The sequence below is a fragment of the Methylobacterium sp. P5_C11 genome, assembly GCF_054049775.1.
On record NZ_JBFULS010000003.1, the window covers coordinates 36,139 to 51,383 of the forward strand.

General features: G+C 69.4%; 12 protein-coding genes and 1 pseudogene. 6 read left to right on the forward strand and 7 right to left on the reverse strand.

What is annotated here, in order from left to right; genetic code table 11:
* Position 1 precedes the first annotated feature (1 nt).
* From ACXJKQ_RS02930 to ACXJKQ_RS02940, 3 genes are read left to right on the forward strand one after another with little or no spacing between them, the layout of a single operon-like run.
* A complete protein-coding gene (locus ACXJKQ_RS02930) occupies positions 2 to 1,588 on the forward strand; it encodes a peptide ABC transporter substrate-binding protein (RefSeq protein WP_457104281.1) in 1,587 nt (528 codons plus the stop codon).
* The gene (locus ACXJKQ_RS02935; RefSeq protein WP_457104282.1) at positions 1,585 to 2,508 is read left to right on the forward strand and encodes an ABC transporter permease; all 924 of its coding nucleotides are present in this window, start codon (positions 1,585 to 1,587) and stop codon (positions 2,506 to 2,508) included. Before ACXJKQ_RS02930 ends, ACXJKQ_RS02935 begins: the two co-directional genes overlap by 4 nt.
* Entirely contained in the window at positions 2,505 to 3,608 is a 1,104-nt protein-coding gene (locus ACXJKQ_RS02940; protein WP_457104283.1) for an ABC transporter permease, read from the forward strand. Before ACXJKQ_RS02935 ends, ACXJKQ_RS02940 begins: the two co-directional genes overlap by 4 nt.
* A gap of 2 nt (positions 3,609 to 3,610) precedes the next feature.
* Here the strand turns inward: ACXJKQ_RS02940 and ACXJKQ_RS02945 are convergent, their stop codons facing one another.
* The 6 genes and pseudogenes from ACXJKQ_RS02945 to ACXJKQ_RS02970 form a co-directional block, all read right to left on the reverse strand.
* Entirely contained in the window at positions 3,611 to 4,567 is a 957-nt protein-coding gene (locus ACXJKQ_RS02945) for a D-2-hydroxyacid dehydrogenase family protein (protein ID WP_457104284.1), read from the reverse strand.
* Between the two features lie 149 nt (positions 4,568 to 4,716).
* Positions 4,717 to 6,315, reverse strand: a pseudogene (locus ACXJKQ_RS02950) (dihydroxyacetone kinase subunit DhaK).
* 230 nt (positions 6,316 to 6,545) lie between these two features.
* On the reverse strand, positions 6,546 to 7,433 hold the full coding sequence (locus ACXJKQ_RS02955; protein WP_457104416.1) for a carbohydrate ABC transporter permease: 888 nt from the start codon (positions 7,431 to 7,433) through the stop codon (positions 6,546 to 6,548).
* Positions 7,434 to 7,480: 47 nt separating this feature from the next.
* Positions 7,481 to 8,437: a carbohydrate ABC transporter permease gene (locus ACXJKQ_RS02960; RefSeq protein WP_457104285.1), complete on the reverse strand. Its 957-nt coding sequence runs from the start codon at positions 8,435 to 8,437 to the stop codon at positions 7,481 to 7,483.
* Between the two features lie 21 nt (positions 8,438 to 8,458).
* Positions 8,459 to 9,769 (reverse strand): ABC transporter substrate-binding protein, encoded by a 1,311-nt coding sequence (locus ACXJKQ_RS02965; protein ID WP_457104286.1) that lies wholly within the window; start codon positions 9,767 to 9,769, stop codon positions 8,459 to 8,461.
* Between the two features lie 74 nt (positions 9,770 to 9,843).
* A complete protein-coding gene (locus ACXJKQ_RS02970; protein ID WP_457104287.1) occupies positions 9,844 to 10,905 on the reverse strand; it encodes an ABC transporter ATP-binding protein in 1,062 nt (353 codons plus the stop codon).
* Between the two features lie 337 nt (positions 10,906 to 11,242).
* On the opposite strand from ACXJKQ_RS02970, the gene ACXJKQ_RS02975 reads away from it, so the two are divergent.
* The 3 genes from ACXJKQ_RS02975 to ACXJKQ_RS02985 are packed head-to-tail and all read left to right on the forward strand — an operon-like array spanning position 11,243 to position 14,157.
* Complete coding sequence (locus ACXJKQ_RS02975) at positions 11,243 to 12,439, forward strand: fumarylacetoacetate hydrolase family protein (protein WP_457104288.1); 1,197 nt, start codon at positions 11,243 to 11,245, stop codon at positions 12,437 to 12,439.
* Between the two features lie 58 nt (positions 12,440 to 12,497).
* Complete coding sequence (locus ACXJKQ_RS02980; protein ID WP_457104289.1) at positions 12,498 to 13,865, forward strand: FAD-binding oxidoreductase; 1,368 nt, start codon at positions 12,498 to 12,500, stop codon at positions 13,863 to 13,865.
* A 10-nt stretch (positions 13,866 to 13,875) separates the two neighbouring features.
* Positions 13,876 to 14,157 (forward strand): DUF167 domain-containing protein, encoded by a 282-nt coding sequence (locus ACXJKQ_RS02985; protein ID WP_457104290.1) that lies wholly within the window; start codon positions 13,876 to 13,878, stop codon positions 14,155 to 14,157.
* A gap of 156 nt (positions 14,158 to 14,313) precedes the next feature.
* On the opposite strand, the gene ACXJKQ_RS02990 is transcribed toward ACXJKQ_RS02985, so the two are convergent.
* Entirely contained in the window at positions 14,314 to 15,243 is a 930-nt protein-coding gene (locus ACXJKQ_RS02990) for a 3-keto-5-aminohexanoate cleavage protein (protein ID WP_457104291.1), read from the reverse strand.
* Between the last annotated feature and the right edge of the window lie 2 nt (positions 15,244 to 15,245).

Here is a 15,245-nt window from a genome sequence, read left to right on the forward strand (position 1 = left end):
GATGCGCCTCACTCGGCGCGCGTGGCTGGTAGGCGCCGCCGCCGTTTCAGCCGTGGGACCGGCCCATGCGGCCGAGCTGCTGTACCGGCGCGGTAACGACGCCGATCCGGAGACTCTCGACCCGCACCGCTCGTCCACGGTTGCCGAGGCGCATATCCTGCGCGATCTCTGCGACGGGCTCCTGACCTACGACAACAGGGGTGCGATCATCCCGGGCGCTGCCCGGACCTGGACCCTGTCGGACGACGGGCTCAGCCTGCATTTCGACCTGCGGCCGGACGGCCGCTGGTCGAACGGCGAACCGGTCACGGCGGCGGACTTCGTCTATTCATTACGCCGGATGCTCGACCCGGCCACGGGGGCGAAATACGCCGAGATCCTGTTCCCGATCCGGAACGCGGCCGCCGTCAACCGCGGCGAAAAGCCGACGGACGCCCTCGGGGTTGTCGCGGAAACGCCGCTGCGGCTCGCGATCACCCTGGAACAGCCGACCCCCTACATCCTGGAGCTCCTGACCCACCAGACCGCCCTGCCGGTGCATCGTGCGTCCGTGGAGCGGTACGGCGACGGTTTCACCCGGCCCGGCAACCTCGTAACGAACGGCCCCTACAGGCTTCTGGACCGCGTGCCGGGCGGTGCGATCACCCTGGAGGCCAACCCGCTCCATCCCGACGGCGCGGCCCTCGCGATCCGCCGCGTCGCCTTCCTCCCGACTCCCGACCTGGCATCGGCCGTGCGCCGCTATGCCGCCGGAGAGATCGACTCGCTCGCCGATCTGCCCGTCGATCAGATCGCCGACCTGCGCCGCCGTTTCGGAACCCAGGTGGTGCTCGGCCCCTCGCTCGGCCTCGCGGCGCTGGTGGTCAACACCCGCAAGAAGCCGTTCTCGGACAGGCGGGTCCGCCAGGCGCTGTCGCTCGTCATCGACCGCGAATATCTGGCCGACGGGCTGAACGGCGGAACCATGAGTCCGGCCTATTCGCTGTGCCCGCCGGGTCTCGATCATTACCGGACGCCCCCCGAGATCGCGGGTCGGCAAGGCCTGCCGATCGACCACGAGGCGGAGGCGCGATGGCTCCTCGCCGAGGCCGGTTTCGGCCCCGATAATCCGCTCACGGTGGAGTACCGGTTCAACGTCAGCGACAACAACCGCACCATCGCGGTGGCGATCGGCGAGATGTGGCGCGACCTCGGGATCGTCACCCGCTACGTCTATACGGATGCCAAGACCCATTTCGCCTATCTGCGCGACGGCGGCGACTTCGATGTGGCGCGCTACAGCTGGATCGCCGATTATTCCGATCCGCAGAACTTCCTGTTCCTGCTCCAGAGCGGAAACGACGGCATGAATGCCGGGCACTGGTCGGACGCAGCCTTCGACGACCTGATGGCGAAGGCCGCCGCCGCGCGCGACCTCGTCCGGCGGGCCGACCTGCTCTACGACGCCGAGTCGATCGCGCTGCGCGAGATGCCCTGGATTCCGCTGATGCACTACCGCTCCAAGGCGCTGATCGCGCCGCGGCTGCACGGTTATCACCCGAACCTGCGTAACGCGGCGCCGACACGGTTCCTGAGGCTCGACGCTTGATCCGTTTCATGTTGCGTCGCCTCGCGCAGGCGGTCCCGACGCTGCTGGCCGTCGTGACCGTCAGCTTCTTCCTGATGCGGCTCGCGCCCGGCGGCCCGTTCGACCTGGAACGGCCCCTGGCGCCCGCCGCCATGGAGAACCTGCGCCGGGTCTACGGTCTCGACCGGCCGCTGGTCGCGCAGTTCGGGAGCTACCTCGCGGCCCTGGCGCGCGGTGACCTGGGTCCGTCCTTCTCGTTCCGCGACCAGAGTGTCCTCGACCTGATCGCCCGTGGCCTGCCGGTCTCCGCGACGCTCGGTGCCCTCGCGCTGGCCCTCGCCACGACCCTGGGGGTCGGGCTCGGCATCGCGGCGGCACTCCGGCGCGGCGGGGTCATCGACAGAGTTCTGGGAATCGGTGCCGCCCTGACGCTCTCGCTGCCGAGCTTCGTGGTCGCCCCCCTCCTCCAGATCGCCTTCGGCCTCAGCCTGCGCTGGCTGCCGCTGGGCGGCTGGAACGACGGCGCCCCGAGCCATCTCGTTCTGCCCGTCGTGACCCTGGCCCTGCCGCAGGTTGGCGCCCTGGCCCGGATGACCCGGGCTTCCCTGGGTGAGGCTTTGCGCACGCAGCCGATCCGCACCATGCGGAGCCTCGGCCTGCCGCCGGCCCGCGTCACGCGCCACGCCCTGCGGGGCGCCCTGCTGCCGGTGGTCGCCTATCTCGGACCTTTGGCGGCGTCCCTGCTAACCGGCTCGGTCGTGGTGGAGTCGATTTTCGGCCTGCCGGGGATCGGCCGCTATTTCGTGGAGGGGGCGCTCAACCGCGACTACACGCTGGTGATGGGAACGGTGCTGCTGGTCGCCGGGCTGGTGATCGCCCTCAATATCGCGGCCGACTTGGCCTGCGCGTGGCTCGACCCGCGCCTGCGGACCGCGGCGTGAGCGCGGCGTCGCCGCGGGCAGCACCGGCGCGGCGCGTGCTCGTCCGCCTCGCCCGCAACGGCACCGCCCTGGCCGCGCTCGCCGTGCTCACCGCGGTCGCCCTCGCCTGCCTCATCGGGCCTGGATTCACGGGCCATGATGCCGAACGCGCCTATCCCGACCTCCGTCAGCTCCCCGCGGGGGGCGCGGCGCAGCCGGATGCCGCGCATCTCGGCCCGGCCCTCGAGCGTCTCGCCTTCCGGATGCGGGCGAAGCTCGACGTAGTCGCCCGCGACGGCGACATGCTGCGGCTGACGCTCCGTTCCGATGCGGGTGTCGATCGACGCAGTCTGGTCTACCTGCCGCGCTCGGCCCTGTTCGGAACACCCACGGTCGTGGACACGGGGGATGGCGGCCGCAGCCTCGTGGTTGCGGTGCCGATCCAGCGACTGCACTTCCTCCTCGGCACGGACGTGCAGGGCCGCGATCTCCTGACCCGTTGCCTCGTTGCCGGCCGGATCTCACTGGCGATCGGCCTCGCCGCGAGCCTCGTGGCCCTGCTCATCGGCGTCGCCTACGGCGCCACGGCAGGTTTCGTGGGCGGGGCGCTCGATGCCGTGATGATGCGTTGCGTCGACGTGCTCTACGCCCTCCCCTTCGTGTTCTTCGTCATCCTGCTGCTGGTGTTCTTCCGACCGAGCCTGCTGCTGATGCTGGCGGCGATCGCCGCCGTGGAATGGCTCGACATGGCCCGAGTGGTGCGCGCCGTGACCCTGTCGCTGCGCGAGCGGGACTTCGTCCGCGCCGCACACGCCCTCGGTCTCGGGACACCCCGCATCATCCTCCGGCACATCGTACCCAACACCCTCGGTCCGGTGGCCGTGACGGCGACGCTCCTCGTGCCGCAGGTCATCCTGCTGGAGAGCTTCCTGTCGTTCCTCGGGCTCGGCGTGCAGGAGCCTCAGACGAGCTGGGGCGTGCTGATCGCCGAGGGCGCCCGTTCCATCGAAGCGGCCCCCCACCTGCTGGCCGCTCCGGCGACCTTCCTGATCGCCACCCTGGTGGCGCTCAACCTGCTGGGCGATGGCCTCGCCGATGCCCTGGACCCGCGCGCCGCCTAGCGTCAGCCCAGCGTCCGGATCGGAGATCCTGCGAGCCACGCCTCGATGTCCTCCACCGCCTGGGTGAAGAACGTCCGGTAGTTGTTGCGCGACACGTAGCCGAGATGCGGCAACGCCAGGACGTTCGGCAGCCGGCGAAACGGGCTGTCGGCGGGCAGCGGCTCGGTCTCGAACACGTCGAGGCCGGCGCCGGCGATCCATCCTTCCTCCAGCGCCCGCACCAGAGCCGTCCGGTCGACGATCGGCGCCCGGGAGGTGTTCACCAATAGCGCATCCGGACGCATGCGTCGCAGTTCGGCCTCGCCGAGAAGGCCCCGCGTCCGGTCGCCCAGGACGAGATGGATCGTGACCACATCGCTCGCTTCCAGCAGCGCTTCCTTGGAGGCCGCCCGCTCCACGCCGGCCGCTGCGGCCCGCCCGTCATCGAGATTCGGGCTCCACGCGATCACCCGCATGCCGAAGGCGCGCCCGATGGCGGCGACCCGTGCCCCGATCTTGCCGAGACCCAGGACGCCCAGCGTCGCGCCGGCGAGATCGGTACCGATGGTGCTCTGCCAGGGCCCGCCCGCGCGCAGGGTTCGGCTTTCCGGCGCGAGGTGGCGGGCCAGGCCGAGGATCAGAGCCCAGGTCAATTCGGTGGGCGGGGTCGGGCTCGAATCCGTTCCGCAGACCACGACGTCGCGCGCGCGGGCCGCCGCGACGTCGATGGCGAGATTGCGCATGCCGCTGGTGACGAGGAGTTCCAGCCGGGGCAGCCGCTGCAGCAGATCGCCCGGGAACGGCGTGCGCTCCCGCATGATCACGAGGATCTCGGCCTGCGCGATCCGCGCCACGAGGGCATCCGGATCCGGGATATGCTCGGAGATGGCGGATACGGTCACCCGGTCGGCGAGGCGTCCCCAATCGGCGAGCCTCAGGGCCGCGTTCTGGTAATCGTCGAGGATCAGGCAGTTCCGCATGGCGATGGTCCCAGCGCATCCCGGCAGTCGGTGGCGCGGGGGCCCCGGGGGGACGTCTCGAGCCGCCCGCGCCGGTTAGGCGCGAGCCGGCATAGCGTCAACCGCAGGTGCGCGTGCCGCGGCAACCTCAGGGCGAACGGGCTAGTCCCTCACGCATCCGCCAGCGCCGCGAAGGCCTCGGCGACGCCGGCGGCTCCCGGATCCTGGACCCCCGCGAGATCCGCCGTCGCCAAATAGCTGGACCGGCCGGCACCCGCCCGCTCCATCCGGGCCGTAGCGTCGGCACCGGCTCGGGCGGCCGCGGAGGCGGCGCGTAGATCGCCAGTCTTCAGAGCCTCGACGGCGGGGATCAGCGCGTCTAGGAGGGTCCGGTCCCCGGCGGCGGCGCCGCCATAGCCCTGTACCCGCGCCACGCCCCGGCCGAGGGCCTCCGGCTAGGCTGCGCCCTCTGCCAGGGCGGAGGCCGTGGCGGCGAAGAAGATCGAGCCGAGCACGCCGCTCGACCCGCCCACGGCTCGCCCGATCCGCTCGGCCAACGCCCGGCACAGGGCCGCCGGCTCCGCCTGCGGCAGACGGTCGAGATCCGCCAGGACCGCGCGCGCGGCGCCCGCGAAGGTCGTACCGGCATCGCCGTCGCCGACCTCCGCATCGAGGGCGTTGAGCGGGCCTTCGGCGGCGATCAGGGCCTTGGCTACGGCGGCGATCCGGCTCGCCGTGACGGCATCGTGCGAAGGCGTGAAGGTTTCACCCGCCAACCCCTCCGGCATGGGCCTCAGGACCGGCGGCGCGATCCGAACGGCGCCGGGCCAGGCCGGCACCGGCACGGGCGCCGCGAGCGCCGCTTCGCGGGCCTCGTCGAGTGGCAGGACCGACAGCGAGACGCCGTGCATGTCGAGCGCCGTCATCAGCGGCGCGGGACCGAGCAGCAGGGATACGCGCTTGCCGAGATCGGTGGCGAGGACCGCCCGCGTCAGCACCTGCATCTCAAGCGCGGTGGCCGAGCCGAGGTTGTTCACGAGGAGCGCCAGCCGATCGGCGCCGGCGACCGACTCGGAGAGCCGCTCGGCCATCATGCGGGCGAGGTCGCTCGCCCTCGGCAGGGTGATACGCTCCACGCCCGGTTCGCCGTGTATGCCGAGGCCGAGTTCGGCCTGCCCTTCGGCCAGGCGCTCGCTGCGCGGCGAGCCCGGGATCGTGCAGGTCGAGACCGCGAGACCCAGGGATTTCGCGGCGGCCGCGGCCCGCCGCGCCAGGCCGGCGACGGTCTCCAGCGGCGCCCCGGCTTCGGCGGCGTGGCCCGCGATCTTGTGCACGAACAGCGTGCCGGCGACGCCGCGGGGTTGCTTGGCCGCCGGCAGAGCGATGTCGTCGGAGACGATGACGGTCTCGATCCTGTGGCCCAGCGCCCGGGCGCGTTCCGCCGCCAGGCCGAAATTCAGACGGTCGCCCGCGTAGTTCTTGATGATGAGCAGGCACCCGGCCGGCCCGGTCACCGCGAGGATCCCGGCCAGCACGGCGTCGACGCTCGGCGAGGCGAAGACGTCGCCGCAGATTGCGGCACTCAGGAGCCCCGGTCCGACGAAGCCCGCATGGGCCGGTTCGTGGCCGGAGCCGCCGCCCGAGATCACCACAACCTTGTCGGGATCCGGCGCCGCACGCAGGACTACGCGGATGCCGGGATCGCCCTCGAGCCGCGCGAGGCGTCCGCCGCTGGCCGCGAGCAGCCCGTCGAGGGCGTCGTTGACCAGGGTGGATCAGGCGTCGATGAAATGGGCCATGGCGTGACCTTCAATGGGGCCGGTCCGCGATTCTGCGCTGGCGGATCCGCGCGCATTCTCCGCGTCATCGAGCCCTGCTAGCAACGGTGTCCGTCCTTGCGAGCGCAGCGAAGCAATCCAGTCAGCGCCACGTCGGCCGACGTCCCGCCGCCCTGGCTCGCTTCGCTGCGCGCGCGATGACGAAGGTCTGAACCGTCCCCTTACTCCTTCACTGCGCCGGTAAGTGCCGAGACGTAGTACTCGACGAAGAACGAGTAGAGGATCACCAGCGGCAGCGAGCCGAGGAGCGCGCCGGCCATCAGCGAGCCCCACTTGTAGACGTCGCCGTCCACGAACTCGCTGACCACGGCGATCGGGACCGTCTTGTTCTGGGTCGAGGACAGGAACGTCAGCGCGTAGATGAATTCGTTCCAGCACAGCGTCAGGGAGAAAATCCCGGCCGAGATCAGGCCGGGGAAAGCAAGCGGCAGAACGATCTTGGTGAGGATCTGCCACCGACTGGCGCCGTCCATCAGGGCGCATTCTTCCAGCTCGTAGGGAATGGTCTTGAAATACCCCATGAGCAGCCAGGTGGAGAACGGAATCAGGATCGTCGGGTAGGCGAGGATCAGGGCGATCGGCGAATCGAACAGGCCGTAGGCCTGGATGATCGTGGCCAGCGGAATGAACAGGATCGAGGGCGGTACGAGGTAGGCGAGGAAGATCGCCGCCCCGACCCAGCCCGCGCCCCGATAGCGGACGCGCACGCAGGCATAGGCAGCCAGCACGCTGGCGAACAGCGACAGCATCGTGGCGGCGACCGACACGTACATCGTGTTCCAGAGCCAGCGGGGATACTGCGTCTCGAACAGCAGCTTGTGGATGTGCTTGAACGTCGGATCCACGACCCAGAACGGGTTGAACCGCTCCATGTCGATCAATTGCTCGTCCGGTTTGATGGCTGTCAGTGCCATCCAGTAGAACGGGAACAGCAGCACCGCGAGAATGACCAGGAGCGGCAGGTAGGTGGTCACGAGGCGCCGGGGCAGGCGTTCGAGATAGGCCATGCCCTCGGAATTGTCGGTGAGCCCGGCCGGCCGCGCCTCCATCACCGGAGCGAGGTGCGGGTCGRCATGGGCCGGCGGTGCGGGCGCGCTCATCGGTCGGACTCCCCGGCCTGCCAGGCCCGGCGCTGCAGGCCGAACCACGAGATGCCGATGGCGACGAGCAGGAACGGCACCATGGCGGTGGCGATGGCCGCCCCCTCGCCCAGCGTCCCGGAGAGGATGCCCCGCTGGTAGGACAGGGTCGCCATCAGGTGGGTGGCGTTCACCGGCCCGCCCCGGGTCATGGCCCAGATCAGCTGGAAGTCGGTGAACGTGAACAGCACCGAGAAGGTCATCACCACCGCGATGATCGGCGTCAGCAGCGGCAGGGTGATCCGCGAGAAGATCTGCCAGTTGGAGGCGCCGTCGAGCGTCGCGGCTTCGTAGAGCGAGGGCGAAACCGTCTGGAGGCCGGCGAGCAGCGTGATCGCGATGAACGGCACGCCGCGCCAGATATTGGCGAAGATCACGCAGGCACGGGCGAGATTCGGGTCTCCCAGGAAGTCGATGTTGCCGTCGATGACCCCGAGATGGCGCAGCGACCACGAGATGATCGAGAACTGGCTGTCGAAAATCCACCAGAACGCGATCGCCGACAGCACCGTCGGCACGACGAACGGGATCAGCACGATCGACCGGATGATCGACTTGAACGGCATATTCTTGTTGAGCAGCAGGGCGAGGTAGAGGCCGACGCCGAACTTCACCACCGATGCCACCGCCGTGTAGAGGCAGGTGTTGAACACCGAGAGCCAGAACACGTCGTCGTCCCAGAGCCACGCGTAGTTCTCGAGGCCGATGAACACCCCCTCCCGGCCGATCCGCGCATTGGTGAAGGACAGCCAGATGCCCTTCAGCAGCGGGTAGGCCAGGAACAGGCCGAGGATCAGCGCGGTGGGCAGCATGAACCAGAAGGCCGCCCAGCCCCGGCTCGCCCGCAGGCGTGCCCAGGCCGAGCGGGTCGGGACCGCGACCGGGGCCGGCTGTGTCAGGGCGGTGTGCGCCATGGTCTCGGTTCCGCTCCCGGCTCAGGTGTTCCTGAAGATGCGCGTGGCGGCGCGCTCGGCATTCTTGATGGCGCCCTTCACGTCCTCGCGCCCGGTGCAGTGGCTCGCGAACATGTCGACAACCACGAAATCCGCCAGCACCGCGGCAATGCGCTCGCTCACCGGTGCGAGTCCGCCGGCCGCCAGGGAGCGCCGCCCCGCCTCGGCGAAGACCGCGTTCTTCGGGTCGCTCGTCCAGATCGGGTTCTTGGGGTAGTTCGACAGCGGCTCGCAGAGGTAGCCCTGGGCGGCCTCCAGCCAGGGATTGTAGTTCGCCGCCTCCATCATGAAGGCGATGAAGGCCTTACAGGCATTGGGCGCCTTCGAGTACTTGAAGGCCAGGATCGGGAAGGCGAGCTGGAACTCGGTGGGCTTGCCGGCCGGTCCGATCGGCCAGACCGCGTGGTCCATGTCCTCGGCGAGCTTGGGGTTGTCCTTCTTGGCGGCGGCATAGATCGAGATGCCGTTGTTGGTGAGGTAGAGATCGCCCGCCAGGAAGGCCTTGTTGTTCGACGAGTCGTTCCACGACACGGTGCCCGGCACGAAGGTCTCGTACAGGGATTTGACGTATTCGAGGGCCTTGGCGGTTTCGGGCGAGTTGATGACGATCTTCTCGTTGGCGTCCACGAGGTTGCCGCCATGGGACCAGAGCGCCCAGTGGCACCACGTGTTGCCGTCACCTGTGGCATGGCCGAGGGCGAAGCCCGCCGGGGTGTTGTTCTTCTTCAGGCCGCGGCACAGTTCGAGGAAGCCCGCCGTGTCGGTGGGAAACTTGTCGAAGCCGGCCTTCTTCATCGCCGAGATGCGGTAGTTCGGATAGCCGCCGTTGAAGGCGACGGGGATCGCGATCCACTTGCCCTTGACCTTGCCGTAGGCTTCCGCGGACGGGAACCACGGGCCGTATTTCTTGGCGAGCGAATCCGCCACATCCTCCAACGGCAGGCACTTGTCGGGGAACAGCGCGGGGAATGAGAACAGGCCCCAGACCATGTCGGGTCCCTGACCCGTATTGGCGGCCACCGACGCCTTGGGCTGGATGTCGTCGAACGACTCGTTGCTCACCGTCACCTTGACCCCGGTCGCCTGGGTGAAGGCGTCCACCATCTTCATGAAGGCCTCGTCCTCGCTGGGGACGAAGCGCTTCCAGCGCAGCAGCGACAGGCTGGCGCCGGGCTCGGGCTTCCAGGCGCTGTTCTGCGCCCAGGCCCGAGCGAAGCCGAACAGGTCGCCGCCGGCAGCGAGGCCGGTCGCGGCCGCTCCGGCAAGGAGGGAACGGCGATCGAGAACGGACATCGTAGTTTACTCCCTCGGTGATCCTGAATTCGGGGGCGCAGTGCGCCCCGCCACCTGCATCCCCCCGGCGCAGGTCAGCTTGGCAGGCGACGGCCGGTTTCGGCGTCGAAGAAGTGCACGCGGTTCGGCCGCAGGTAGACGGTTTCCCCAGGGCGCTCCTGCACGCGTTCACGCAGCACGCAGGTGAGATCCTGACCGACGGCCCGAACGGCCAGCATGGTCTCGGACCCGGTCGGCTCCACGACCACCACCTCGGCGGCGATCCCGTCCGGCGCGAGGTCGAAGTGCTCGGGGCGGACGCCCAGGATGAGCGGCCTACCTTCGACGCCGCCCGGCGCGCCGGTGAGCGGGAACGTCAGTCCGGTCTCGGTCACGAAGGTGAGGCGACCATTCGCGCGGACCTTGCCGGGCACGAAGTTCATGGCCGGCGAGCCGATGAAGCCCGCGACGAACAGGTTGTCGGGCCGGTCGTACAGTTCGAGGGGCGGCCCGATCTGCTCGACGATTCCGTCGTGCATCACCACGATCCGGTCAGCCATGGTCATGGCCTCGATCTGGTCGTGGGTAACGTAGATGGTCGTGGTCTTCAGCCTCTGGTGCAGTTCCTTGATCTCGGTGCGCATGGCGACACGCAGCTTGGCATCGAGATTCGAGAGCGGTTCGTCGAACAGGAAGACCTGCGGATCGCGCACGATCGCCCGGCCCATGGCGACGCGCTGGCGCTGTCCGCCCGAGAGCTGGCGCGGGTAGCGGTCGAGGAGATGGGTGAGTCCCAAGATCTGCGCCGCCTTGTTGACCCGCAGGTCGACCTCCGAGGTCGGCGCCTTCCGGATCCGCATGGAAAAGGCCATGTTTTCGCGGACGGTAAGATGCGGGTAGAGCGCGTAGTTCTGGAACACCATGGCGATGTCCCGCTCCTTCGGCGGAACATCGTTCACCACGCGCTCGCCGATACGGATCTCCCCGCCGGAAATGTTCTCCAGCCCGGCGATCATCCGCAGTAGGGTCGATTTCCCGCAACCCGAGGGGCCCACGAGGATCACGAATTCCCCATCCGGGATGTCGACCGACACACCGTGCAGGACGTTCGTCGATCCGAAAGCCTTGCGAACCTCGCGGATTCCCACCGAGGCCATGCTTCCTCCCGATCAAGGCCACTCTGTCGGCGGCTCTAGGGCAGCAGTACAAAGGAGCGGCCTCGTGAAAGCAAGCGCGAAGCTGCACGATCCTGCAGAATGTCTTCGTTCTGTCAGGTGCTGCCGAGAGCACCGGTGACGAGCCCGCCGCCCTGAAACACGTCGGCGGACCGCGGGCCGCCCGAGATGCTAAAGCGGGCGCCGCTCCGGCCTGCGGGTCGGTACCGCGTTCCGGATGGGTCGGGCACGGCCGCTGCCCGCGATCGAGGCGACAACGTTCGCGGTACCGGGCAACCCAGAGGCGAGCAATGCGGCCGGGTTCTTCGGGGAAGCGAGCATGAAGTCCTTATCCGCCCTCACCGCACGCGAGATCTTGCCTGCCGATGGGTGCCGCGGCGCCCTGGTCGGACGGGTCTGGCGCCCGGATGTGTTGGGTCCGAGCGTCGTCGCTATCCGCGCCGACGAATCGGGCACGGCACGGGCCATCGACATCACGCGCAGCGTGCCGACCGTCAGCGACCTGTGCGAGATGCACGATCCTGCCGCCGCCCTCCGCGCCGCGTCGGGCGAAGACCTCGGCAGCCTCGACGCGATCCTGGCCAACACGCCACCCGACAACCGCGATTCGAGCCGGCCGTGGCTGCTCGCGCCGGTCGACCTGCAGGCCTTGAAGGCGGCCGGGGTGACCTTCGCGACCTCCATGCTGGAGCGCGTGATCGAGGAGCGCGCCCGGGGCGATCTAGCCGCCGCGGCGGCGATCCGCGCCGAAGTCGAGCGCCTCGTCGGACACGACCTGCGTCGTCTCAGGCCCGGCTCGTCCGAGGCGATGGCGCTCAAGGAGGTTCTGGTGGCCCAGGGCGCCTGGAGCCAGTATCTCGAGGTCGGCATCGGCCCCGACGCTGAGATCTTCACCAAGGCGCAGCCGCTCTCGGCGGTGGGTTGCGGTGCCGATGCGGGCCTGCACCCGGAATCGCGCTGGAACAATCCGGAACCCGAGGTGGCGCTCGCCGTCGCTTCCGACCAGCGCATCGTCGGCGCGATGCTCGCGAACGACGTCAACCTGCGGGACTTCGAGGGACGCTCGGCCCTGCTCCTCGGCAAGGCCAAGGACAACAACGCCTCCTGTGCCCTCGGCCCGTTCCTGCGGCTCTTCGACGACACGTTCGGCCTCGCCGAGGTCCGGCGCACCACCGTCACCCTTGAGGTCACCGGGACGGACGGGTTTCACCTTGAGGGCACCTCGCCGCTGGCCGAGATCAGCCGCGATCCGGAGGAGCTGGTCGCCGCCCTGATGGGGCGGACGCACCAGTACCCGGACGGGGCGCTCCTGCTGCTCGGCACGATGTTCGCACCGATCCAAGACCGGCACGGGCCGGGCCTCGGCTTCACCCACGCCGAAGGCGATCGCGTCGTGGTGGCGAGCCCGGAACTCGGCAGCCTCGTCAACCGCATGCGCCCGTGCGACGCCTGCGAGCCCTGGAGCTTCGGCGCCCGCGCGCTGATGCGCAACCTCGCGGCGCGCGGCGTACTATGACAGAGCGTCGTGCGGAGCGCCGCCCGACCCGATGCCTGACCCCTCCGAGATGCCCACGATGACGAATGCCGCCTTCCTCGACCGGCTCGCCGCGATCGTCGGGGCCTCCGGCCTCGTCACAGGCGACGAGTTGCGTGGCCGTTCGGCGAACTGGACGCGCCCGTCCGAACCCTGCGCGGCCCTCGCCCTGGTCCGGCCGCGTGACACCGCGGAGACGAGCGCCGTGATGGCGGCCTGCCACGCGGCGGGCGTGGCCGTCGTACCGCGGGGCGGGGCGACAGGCCTGGTCGACGGCACGCTGTGCCAGCCCGACGAGATCACGCTCTCGACCGAGCGTATGACCGGGATCGAGGCGGTGGACCCGCTGGGCATGACGGTGGTGGTGGGCACCGGCGCCACCATCGAGAGCGTTCAGGACGTGGCCGCCGCCGCCGGCCTGTTCTTTCCCCTCGACCTCGGCGCCCGCGGGTCTGCGACGATCGGTGGAGCCATCTCGACCAATGCCGGTGGCTTGCGCGTCCTGCGCTACGGCATGATGCGCGAGATGGTGCTGGGCCTGGAGGCGGTGCTCGCCGACGGGACCGTGGTGTCGTCGATGCGCCCGCTGATCAAGAACAACACCGGGCTCGACCTGAAGCAGCTCTTCCTCGGGACGGAGGGGACGCTCGGCATCGTCACGCGGGCTGTGCTGCGGCTGCGCCCGGAGCCCGCCGGCTACGCCACGGCGCTGATCGCCTGTCCGGGCGTCGATGACGGGGCGCGGGTGCTACGGGCGGCGCAGAGCGCCTTCCAGGGCCGCGTGTCCTCCTTCGAAGGGTTGTGGCCGGACTTCTACCGGTTGATGACCGCACCCGGACGCGCGACGCCGCCGCTCGCGCACGATTACCCGTTCTACGCGATCATCGAAATCGAGTGCGTCACCGAGGAGTCCGACCGCTTCCTCGGCCTGCTGGAAGGCCTGATGGCCGAGGGCACGATCCTCGACGCCGCCCTGGCCTCGTCGGAGGAGCAGCGCCGCGGGATGTGGCGGATCCGCGACCGCGTGGAGCATCTGAATGCCGACGGGATCGAACGCGCCTTCGACGTGAGCGTTCCGCTCTCGCGGATGGACGGGTATGTCCGCGGCGCCCTCGACCGCCTCGCCGCGATCCCGGGCTGCCGGGCGGTCGTCTACGGGCATATCGGCGACAACAACCTGCACTGGAATACGACCCGCCTCGACGCCGCCGGCAACGCCGCCATCGACGCGGCGATCTACGAGCCCCTCGCGGGGCTGAACGGCTCCGTCTCGGCGGAGCACGGGATCGGACTGGAGAAGCGCGGCAAGCTCCCGCTGTCGCGTTCGCCCGAGGAGATGGCCGTGATGCGGCTGGTCAAGCGGGCGCTCGATCCGGACAACCGGCTGAACCCGGGCAAGATCTTCTGAAGGGTCGGCCGTGGCGATCCGGCTGGCTGTCCGCCTGACTCCGCGCGGCGGACGCGACGCCATCGACGGCTGGGCGCGGGACGGGAACGGCCTCGCCTACCTGAAGGCCCGCGTCGCCGCGCCCCCGGTGGACGGGGCCGCCAATGCGGCGCTCGTTGCCATGATCGCCAAGATGCTCAAGGTCGGACGCGGCTCGGTCCGAATCGTTTCAGGCGAGCAGGGCCGGTTGAAGATCCTGGAGATCGAGGCGGCCGCGCAGGCTGACCTCGATCATGCGTTCGGTCATCCCTGACGGGCGCGTCGACGCTCCGTCCACGGCTCAACGCGGCATGCCGTCCGGTGCCTGGAGGTGCCTTGCAGCGCTCGCAAGGTCGGAGGTCGCTCGCGAGCGCTCGGGCCGGGGGGCGCGTCGATCGTGACGCGCGATCCCGGGATGCGGGCCGCAGCGTCAGAACCCGACCTTGTCGCCGCCCTTGAGGTCCAACATCTCGCGCGCCTCGTCGGGCGACGCGACCGCGAGGCCCAGCCCCTCGATGATCGAGCGGACGCGGCGCACCTGCGCGGCGTTGGTCTCGGCGAGCTTGCCGGGTCCGTCCCAGAGGCTGTCCTCCAGCCCGACGCGGACATTGCCACCCATCGCCGCCGCCATCGCGGCAATGTTCATCTGGTTGCGGCCCGCCCCCAGCACAGACCAGCGGTACTGATCGCCAAAGAGCCGGTCGGCGGTGCGCTTCATGTGCATCACGTCGTCGGGATGCGCACCGATGCCGCCCTGAAGGCCGAACACCGTCTGGATGAACAGGGGCGCCTTCACGAGGCCGCGGTCGAAGAAGTATTTGAGATTGTAGAGGTGCGCCGTGTCGTAGCACTCGAACTCGAACCTGGTGCCGTTCGGGCTGCAGGTCGTCAGGATGTGCTCGATCTGACCGAACGTGTTGCGGAAGATGATGTCCTTGTTGCCGAGGTAGTCCCGCTCCCACTGGTGCTTCAGGTCCTTGAAGCGGTCGAGCATGCCGAACAGGCCGAAATTCATCGAGCCGAGGTTCAGCGAGGCGACCTCCGGCTGGAAGGTGGCGGCGGGACGCACCCGCTCCTCGATCGACATGGTCGGCGCACCCCCGGTGGTGAGGTTCACCACGCAGTTGGAGCGTTGCTTGATCACCGGCAGGAACTTGGCGAACGCCTCCGGCGACTGGTCCGGCTGACCCGTCTCCGGGTTGCGGGCGTGCAGGTGCACGATGGCGGCGCCCGCCTCGGCGGCGCCGATCGCGGCGTCGGCGATCTCCTCGGGCGTCACCGGCAGGTGTGGCGACATGCTCGGGGTGTGGATCGCGCCCGTCACCGCGCAGGTGATGATGACTTTCCGCTGGGAGGCCATGC